This is a genomic window from Massilia sp. TS11, assembly GCF_022012445.1.
In the GTDB taxonomy this organism is placed as follows: domain Bacteria; phylum Pseudomonadota; class Gammaproteobacteria; order Burkholderiales; family Burkholderiaceae_D; genus Telluria.
Map to the genome: position 1 here is coordinate 1 of NZ_JAKLTS010000039.1, position 841 is coordinate 841.

Here is an 841-nt window from a genome sequence, read left to right on the forward strand (position 1 = left end):
CAGCCAGGTTGGCGCGCTGAACAGCGACCAGCTGTCGGCCATGACCTCGGCCCAGGGCGCTGCCCTGAGCGCCACCCAGGCTGCGCTGATCAACTCGACGGCCCTGAGCGGCATGAACACGGTCGCGATGCGCGCCCTGACCACGGGTGTGATTCGCGCCCTGAACAGCTCGCAAGTGGCCGGTCTGAACACCGACCAGATGGGCAACCTGACCACGCTGCAGGTGAACAACCTGACCACGCTGGCCATGAACAAGCTCAATAGCGAGCAAGTCCAGGCCATGACCTCGGTCCAGCTCAGCGGTCTGACCTCGACCCAGTTCCAGGCGCTCAACACGAACGCGATGGCGAACGTGGCCACCGACGACATCGTCGGTCTGAGCACCGCCGTGATCGCCTCGCTGACCGCTGCTGAAGTGACGACCGGTTCCGGCGCCGTGATCACCTCCGACCAGCTGCAGGCACTGACCTCGCTGCAAGTCGGCGCCCTGACCACGGCTGTGGTCAACACGATGAGCTCGGATCAGATCGTCAACCTGACCTCGACCCAGATCGTCGGCCTGAATTCGCAACAGATCGGTGTGATCAACACCCTGAGCCTGTCGGCGATGGAAACGGTGGACTTCTCGCAACTGTCGACCCTGGCCATCAGCGGTCTGAAGTCGACCCAGGCTGCCGCGCTGAACAGCGACCAGGTGGTCGCCCTGAACACCCTGCAGGCCAACGCCCTGAGCACCCTGCAGTTCGCCAACCTGAACACCCTGGCCCTGTCGAACATGGAGACGGTGGACTTGGCCGCTGTGAAGACGGCCGCCATCGCCGCGATGAACGCCAGCCAGGCC

General features: G+C 64.4%; 1 pseudogene. It reads left to right on the top strand.

The window, feature by feature from the left end:
• Positions 1–841, top strand: a pseudogene (locus tag LZ005_RS21525) (heme utilization protein); the annotation flags it as partial.